Source organism: uncultured Thiodictyon sp., assembly GCF_903828115.1.
Taxonomy (GTDB): Bacteria; Pseudomonadota; Gammaproteobacteria; order Chromatiales; family Chromatiaceae; genus Thiodictyon.
In genome coordinates this window covers 1-6,375 of the sequence record NZ_CAIKKU010000768.1, presented here as the reverse complement: position 1 = coordinate 6,375, position 6,375 = coordinate 1, and the positions used below count along the sequence as shown (strand labels likewise).

Genomic DNA, 6,375 nt, shown 5'->3' with positions numbered 1-6,375 from the left:
CCACAACCACAACGACAACGACCAGGACGGCGTACCCGGGAGATCGGTCACCACATCAGTTCTGATCGCACCCGCCGGGCCGCGACGGCTTACGTTCCGGGCGGCGTTGCGCTACCCTGAGTCGCTTTCATGGCCCCGCCAAGTGCGCCGAGGGGCCGCTTGTCGGCCTTGCCGAGACCACTGCGGCGCGCGGCGCAAAGCGGGCGCGTCCCAGGCCCATCCGCACACGGCCAACGGCCGGGGTGCCTGAACCCAACCTGAGCACGGTGGTTGCGATGACCGTTCTCTTAGACCTATCCAAACCTACGCATAGGTAGCTTCAGTGCTAAGTTCCTGCTTCAACGAGGCTGCCCGGGGAAACGGCTTGGTTTTCGCCAAAAAAGCTCCCCTTGGTGGGGAGCTTTACGCCGATGAGGCGACCGCATGCTCCCCCAGGTCTCACGAACCTCTCCACAGGCTGCCACCGCGGAACTCGCGGCGGACCCAGTGCGTGGGAAACCCACTATTTGGGAAACCCACGTTCCCACAATTCTGTCTTGAATTCTACGTGAGCTTTAATGATGATTAAGCAGAATTGTGCAGAGTTTTTGCTGACTGGATCAGCCCTGTTTCGCCTGCACGAGGCCGGTACCACGATCCGCACCGAGGTCCTCGCCGGTATCACGACCTGGCTCGCGATGGTCTATATCGTGGCGGTCAATCCGAGCATCCTGGCCACCACCGGCATGGACCAGGGGGCGCTGTTCGTGGCGACCTGTCTGGGTGCCGGCATCGCCTCCATCGCCATGGGGCTCTACGCCAACCTCCCGCTGGCGCTGGCGCCCGGCATGGGGCTCAACGCCTATTTTGCCTTCGTCGTGGTGGGTGGGCTGCACATCCCCTGGCAGGTCGCGCTGGGCGCGGTCTTCCTGTCCGGCGTGCTGTTCCTGATCGTCTCGCTGCTGCGCGTGCGGGAATGGCTGATCAACACCATTCCGCTGTCGCTCAAGCTCGGCATCGGTGCCGGCATCGGCTTCTTCCTGGCGCTGATCGGGCTGGAGCACATGGGCGTGGTGGTCGCGGCCCCCGCGACCTATGTGACCCTGGGCCCGCTCGGCAACCCCGCGACACTGCTGGCCTGCGCCGGCTTCCTCACGATGGCGGCGCTCGCGGCGCGCGGCATCGCCGCGGCGGTGCTGATCGGCATCCTTGCGACCGCCGCCGCCGGCATCCCGTTTGGGCTCACCAGCTTCCACGGGGTGGTCTCGCTGCCGCCCTCGCTGGCGCCCACCTGGCTCCAGATGGACATCCCCGGCGCGCTCAATCTGGGCCTGGTGAGCATCGTGCTGACCTTCTTCCTGGTCGACGTGCTGGACAATGCCGGTACCCTGATCGGGGTCACGCACCGGGCCGGGCTGATGCGCCCGGACGGCACCGTGCCGCGGCTCAAGCAGGCCCTGACGGCGGATTCGGGCGGTGCCATCCTGGGCGCGGCGCTCGGTACCTCGACCGTCACCAGCTACATCGAGAGCGCCGCGGGCATCCAGGCGGGCGGGCGCACCGGCCTGACCGCGGTGGTGACCGGTGTGCTGTTCCTGGCGACGCTCTTCTTCGCCCCGCTCGCCACCGCGCTCCCCGACTTCGCCACCGCGCCCGCGCTGCTGTTCGTCGCCTGCCTGATGGCCGGGGCCCTGCGCGGGCTCAACTGGGACGACCTGACCGACTATCTGCCGGCGGTGGTCACGGCGCTGGCGATGCCCTTCACCTTCTCGATCGCCGCCGGCATCGGGCTCGGGTTCATCGTCCATGCGGTGGTGAAGACGCTCGCCGGGCGTCCGCGCGAGGTGGGCGGGGCGGTGTGGCTGATCGCGGCGGCCTCGGCGGTGAAGTTCGCGATCTAATAACCCTGGAAAAAGCAGTTCACGGGCCCAGGCGCCGATCCGGGCGGCGGCGCCTGGGCACGCGCAGCACTGAGGGGCCGGGGGTACTAGGCCGCCGCGGCCAATGCCTGCTCCAGGTCGGCAATGATGTCGTCTATGTGTTCGATGCCGATGGACAGGCGCACCAGGTCCTGAGAGACGCCGGCGCGGGCCAGTTCCTCCGGGGAGAGTTGGCGGTGGGTGGTGGTGGCGGGGTGGCAGGCGAGCGTCTTGGCGTCGCCGATGTTGACCAGGCGCACGGCGAGCTTCAGCGCGTCGATGAATTGGGCGCCGGCGGTGAGCCCGCCCTTGATCCCGAAGGAGAGGATGGAACTGGCCTTGGCGCCGTCCATGTAACGCTGCACCAGCGGGTAGTCCGGGCTGTCGGGCAGGCCGGCGTAGCGCACCCAGGCCACCTTGGGGTGATTCTTAAGGAATTGCGCGACCGCCAGCGCGTTCTCGCAATGGCGGTCCATGCGCACATGCAGGGTCTCGATCCCTTGCAAAATCAAAAAGCTGTTGAACGGCGAGATGCAGGCGCCCATGTTGCGCAGCGGCACCACGCGGGCGCGGCCGATGAAGGCGGCGGCGCCCAGGGCCTGGGTGTAGACCACGCCGTGGTAGGAGACGTCCGGCTCGTTGAGCATGGGGAAGCGCTGCGCGTTCTGCGCCCAGGGGAATTTGCCCGAGTCGACCAGGACGCCGCCGATACTGGTGCCGTGGCCGCCCATGTATTTGGTCAGGGCGTGGATCACGATGTCCGCGCCGTGCTCGAAGGGGCGGCACAGATAGGGGCTCGGCACCGTGTTGTCGACGATGAGCGGGACGCCGTGGGCGTGGGCCATGTCGGCGATGGCGGTGATGTCTGCCACGTTGCCGGCCGGGTTGCCGATGGACTCGACGAAGACTGCGCGCGTCTTGGCGTCGATCTGAGATTCCATGCCGGCGATGTCGTTGGGGGCGGCGAAGCGCACCTGGATGCCGAGGCGGGGCAGGGTGTGGGCGAACAGGTTGTAGGAGCCGCCGTAGAGGGTGGAGACGGCGACGATATTGTCCCCGGCCTGGGCGATGGTGAAGATGGCGTCGGTCACCGCCGCCATGCCGGAGGCGAGCGCCAGGGCCCCGACCCCGCCCTCCATGGCCGCCACCCGCTGCTCCAGCACGTCGCTGGTGGGGTTCATGATGCGGGTGTAGATGTTGCCCGCCACCTTGAGGTCGAAGAGGTCCGCCCCGTGCTGGGTGTCGTCGAAGGCGTAGCTGGTGGTCTGGTAGATGGGGGTGGCCACGGACTTGGTGGTGGGGTCCGGGGCAAAGCCCGCGTGGATGGCCAGGGTTTCGATCTTCATGGGGGCTCCGGTGGTGGTCTGGTGGTCGGTCTCATTATCCTAAGAAGAGCGGTCATCCACAGATGAACACAGATTATCACATATAATTTATTGACTTACGCTTGATCAAAGAAAGAGAAGTCATCCACAGATGAACACAGATGAACACAGATGAAGACAGATTATTCATTGGCTTACGCTTGGTCGGGGGCTCGCCTTGCGGGTGATTGTCACAGTAGCGATCAGCGCATGACAATTCAAAGAACATCTGTGTTCATCTGTGTTCATCGGTGGATTCTTGATGGTAGCGCCCGGTCCGTAGCGCCGCGAGTGCGTCAATCCCCCCCTCAATCCTCCCCCAAGGCGGCGCGGATCAGCGCCGCGTCCAGGCTGCCCCGGGAGCCGATGCGCAGGCCGGCGCTCTCGCCCCCGCAACTGATCCCGTCCGCTCCCTCGTGCACGAAGCCGGCGGCCGCGATCGGCGCGGGTGCAAAGAGGTCCGCCAGGTCGCGGTGGGAGAACTCACTGGGAAAGAGCACCGGGCGTTCGCCGCGGCTGGTCTTCAGCACGATGTATTTCACGCGACGGCCCCCCGGGGGTCGGGGGCCGCCCCGCGGTCCAGGTCCGTACCCGGACGGGCGGTGAAGGTCGGTCGCAGGCGACGGTCGCAGGGGGCCATGGTCGGGTTCTCTCGGATAGGTCTGCCGGCTAAGGACCGACCGCTTTTGCCGCGTCGCCAAGCACGGCCAGGTCGTTGGTCAGGGCGAACCGCAATTGTGTATCGGCGATCTTCGGGAGCCTGGTTCGTGCGTCGGCCAGGCGCAGTGCGAGCGCCTCGTTGATCGCCAGGATCGCCAGCGCGCGGTCACGTTCCGGCAGCGACGGTACCGATTCGGCGAGCCGCAGTGCCTGCGCGAAGCCGCGCTCCGCCGCCGCGCTGTCGCCGCCGCGCGCGGCGAAGCGCGCCAGTTCGGCGGTGACGGCCGCCTGCTCCGCGGGGTTCGTCAGCAGGGCGACGGCCGCGGCGGCGCGTTCGGTTGAGCGGGCGGCCAGCGGCCGATAGGCGGGCAGCGCCGTTTGGCGCAGCCCCACCAACCCGGCTGCCAGTGCCTGATAGGCCGGGGTATGCAGGCCCTCGGCCAACTCGATCGCGTCGGCGAGGCGCCCTGCTGCAAGTTCGGTCGCGACGAGTCGATGCAGTGCCCGATCCTTCCCGGCCGGGGCGGCAATCCGCGCCGCGGCACCCATAGCGCCCTGCCGGTCCCCCAACTGGGCATTGGTTTGCGCGATCACGCCGAGGATGCGCTCACGCTCGCGCGCGTCCTTGGCCGAGGCGATGTTGCGGGTCGCCTCGTCGAGCAGATTCAGGGCCGAGGCCCGGTAGCCGGCCTTGGCATAACCCTGTGCGAGTGGTGGGATCGCCGCCAGACGGGCGGCCGGGGCCTGGATGCGACCCAGCGCCCCCAACGCCGCCTGAAAATGGGTCCGGGCCTCTGCCGGACGGCCTAAATCGGTCAGGAGTGCGGCAATCTCGATCTCGGCCGCGGCCTGATCCGCGGGTGCGGTCAGGGTCGCGGCCATGCTCATCGCCTGCTGCAGGAGCCCGGCGGCCTCGGTCGGACGCCCGGCCCGGTGGCGATGGCGGGCCAGGGTGGCGTAGGCGGCGACCCGTGCCCCGGCGTGGTCGGGTTGCTGATCGGCCGCGGCGCCCAGGCGCAGGTACAGGTTCTCGGCGTCCGCCGATCGGCCTTCACGCCCCAGGTCATCGGCCAGCCGGGCGCCGCGGTCAAAGCGCAGTTCGGGATCCTGCAGGTGCTCGACCAGGGCCATGGCCTGCGGCGCGGCGCCGCGTTCGTGCAGGGCCTGGATGCGGCCGAGGAGATAGAGGTCCCACTCGGTGTCGTTCTTCAGATCGGCCAGGCGGCTATCAAGGAATCCGAGCGCGTCCGACCCGTCAGGCGCGGCCGTGCCGGCCCGCGCCGCACCCGGTTGCCCGGGGCGCGCGGCGCCCGACTGGCCGAAAGAAGCATTGGGGAGAGGCCCGGCGGCCCCCGGGATTGCGCCAGTGTCCGCGGCGGCGCCAGGGCCTGTGGCGGCGAAACCCGGGTCGGTGGCGGCGGCACCCGGTTCCGCGGCGGCTGCGCCCGCCGCGGGGTCCAGGAGTGCGGAGACCTGCATCTCGGCGACCATACCGGGATCGAATACGCCCGACTCGGCCGCCGCTTGGCCCATGGCCAGTGCGCCCTCGCCGAACCGTTTGGGGTCAGGGGCGATGGTGCCGCTCCCGGACAACAGGTTGTAGGCGAACAGGCCCCCCGCGCCCATGCTTAGGCCCAGCAGATAGATTCCGGCCGCTGAACTGATCAGCCCGGTACGGCTGGCCATCAGGCGCGGCAGGCCCAACTGCTTGCGGATCTCATCTTCCAGTTGGCGGCGCCGCTGCTGCGCCAGGCGCTCCTCCTGTTCTCTCTGATCCCGCTCCAGGGAGCGCTGTTGCTCGTAGAGCAGCGTTTGCCGGATCTGCTCGCGTTCTTTCTTCTCCTTCGCCAGATTTTCATACTTGGCGAAGACGATTTCGCACTGCTCGCAGGTCGTGGGGGCCGGTTCGTCCCCCTTGACCTGTTGGACGTGGCCACAGGCCGGGCAGGTCATCACCGTCGGTGGTGCCTCTACGGCGGCGAGTTCCAGGGTCAGGCCCGAGGTGCTGCAGGGGCGCAGATTGCAGCGGACCCCGATTGCGAGCAATTTACGCTGGGTCTCCGCCCCGGTGTCCGCATCCAGGCCGCGGGCAATGACGAGCCCGCGTTGTTCGAGTATCTGTGCGCCCTGCTCGGGGGCGACCTTCAGCAACTGCGCCAGGCGACTGACCGCCTGCGCACGTTCTGCGCCTTGCAGGTCGCTGCCGAAAAGAACCAGGTCGTAGCGGGTGCCGTTCGTCGTCATGGAAAAACCCCAAGTGCCCGGGCCGGGACCAGTGCCCCGGGCCGCCCGGACCCTTTCTCACTTGCGTCTGCTGACGGATCTCTATTCATTGTGTCAGGCCAAAGGAACGGTTCACTGATAAGTTAAACAATTCCATCAGGTACTGCCTGCGCCATTTTCGTTGTCGTTGTCGTTGTCGTAATCGAGGTTATCGTAGTGCCCCGGATTCT

The 6,375-nt window shown here is 67.6% G+C and carries 4 protein-coding genes; 1 reads left to right on the top strand and 3 read right to left on the bottom strand.

Going from position 1 to position 6,375, the window contains the following annotated elements; genetic code table 11:
- The first annotated feature begins 587 nt into the window (after positions 1 to 587).
- A complete protein-coding gene (locus QZY48_RS28200) occupies positions 588 to 1,880 on the top strand; it encodes an NCS2 family permease (protein ID WP_295436969.1) in 1,293 nt (430 codons plus the stop codon).
- A gap of 86 nt (positions 1,881 to 1,966) precedes the next feature.
- On the opposite strand, the gene QZY48_RS28195 is transcribed toward QZY48_RS28200, so the two are convergent.
- The 3 genes from QZY48_RS28195 to QZY48_RS28185 all read right to left on the bottom strand — a co-directional run bounded on the left by QZY48_RS28195 (position 1,967) and on the right by QZY48_RS28185 (position 6,166).
- Positions 1,967 to 3,244, bottom strand: coding sequence for a bifunctional O-acetylhomoserine aminocarboxypropyltransferase/cysteine synthase (locus QZY48_RS28195; protein WP_295436968.1), 1,278 nt, complete (start codon positions 3,242 to 3,244; stop codon positions 1,967 to 1,969).
- Between the two features lie 326 nt (positions 3,245 to 3,570).
- Positions 3,571 to 3,804 (bottom strand): hypothetical protein, encoded by a 234-nt coding sequence (locus tag QZY48_RS28190; protein ID WP_100920988.1) that lies wholly within the window; start codon positions 3,802 to 3,804, stop codon positions 3,571 to 3,573.
- Between the two features lie 127 nt (positions 3,805 to 3,931).
- Positions 3,932 to 6,166, bottom strand: coding sequence for a hypothetical protein (locus QZY48_RS28185; protein ID WP_295436967.1), 2,235 nt, complete (start codon positions 6,164 to 6,166; stop codon positions 3,932 to 3,934).
- Between the last annotated feature and the right edge of the window lie 209 nt (positions 6,167 to 6,375).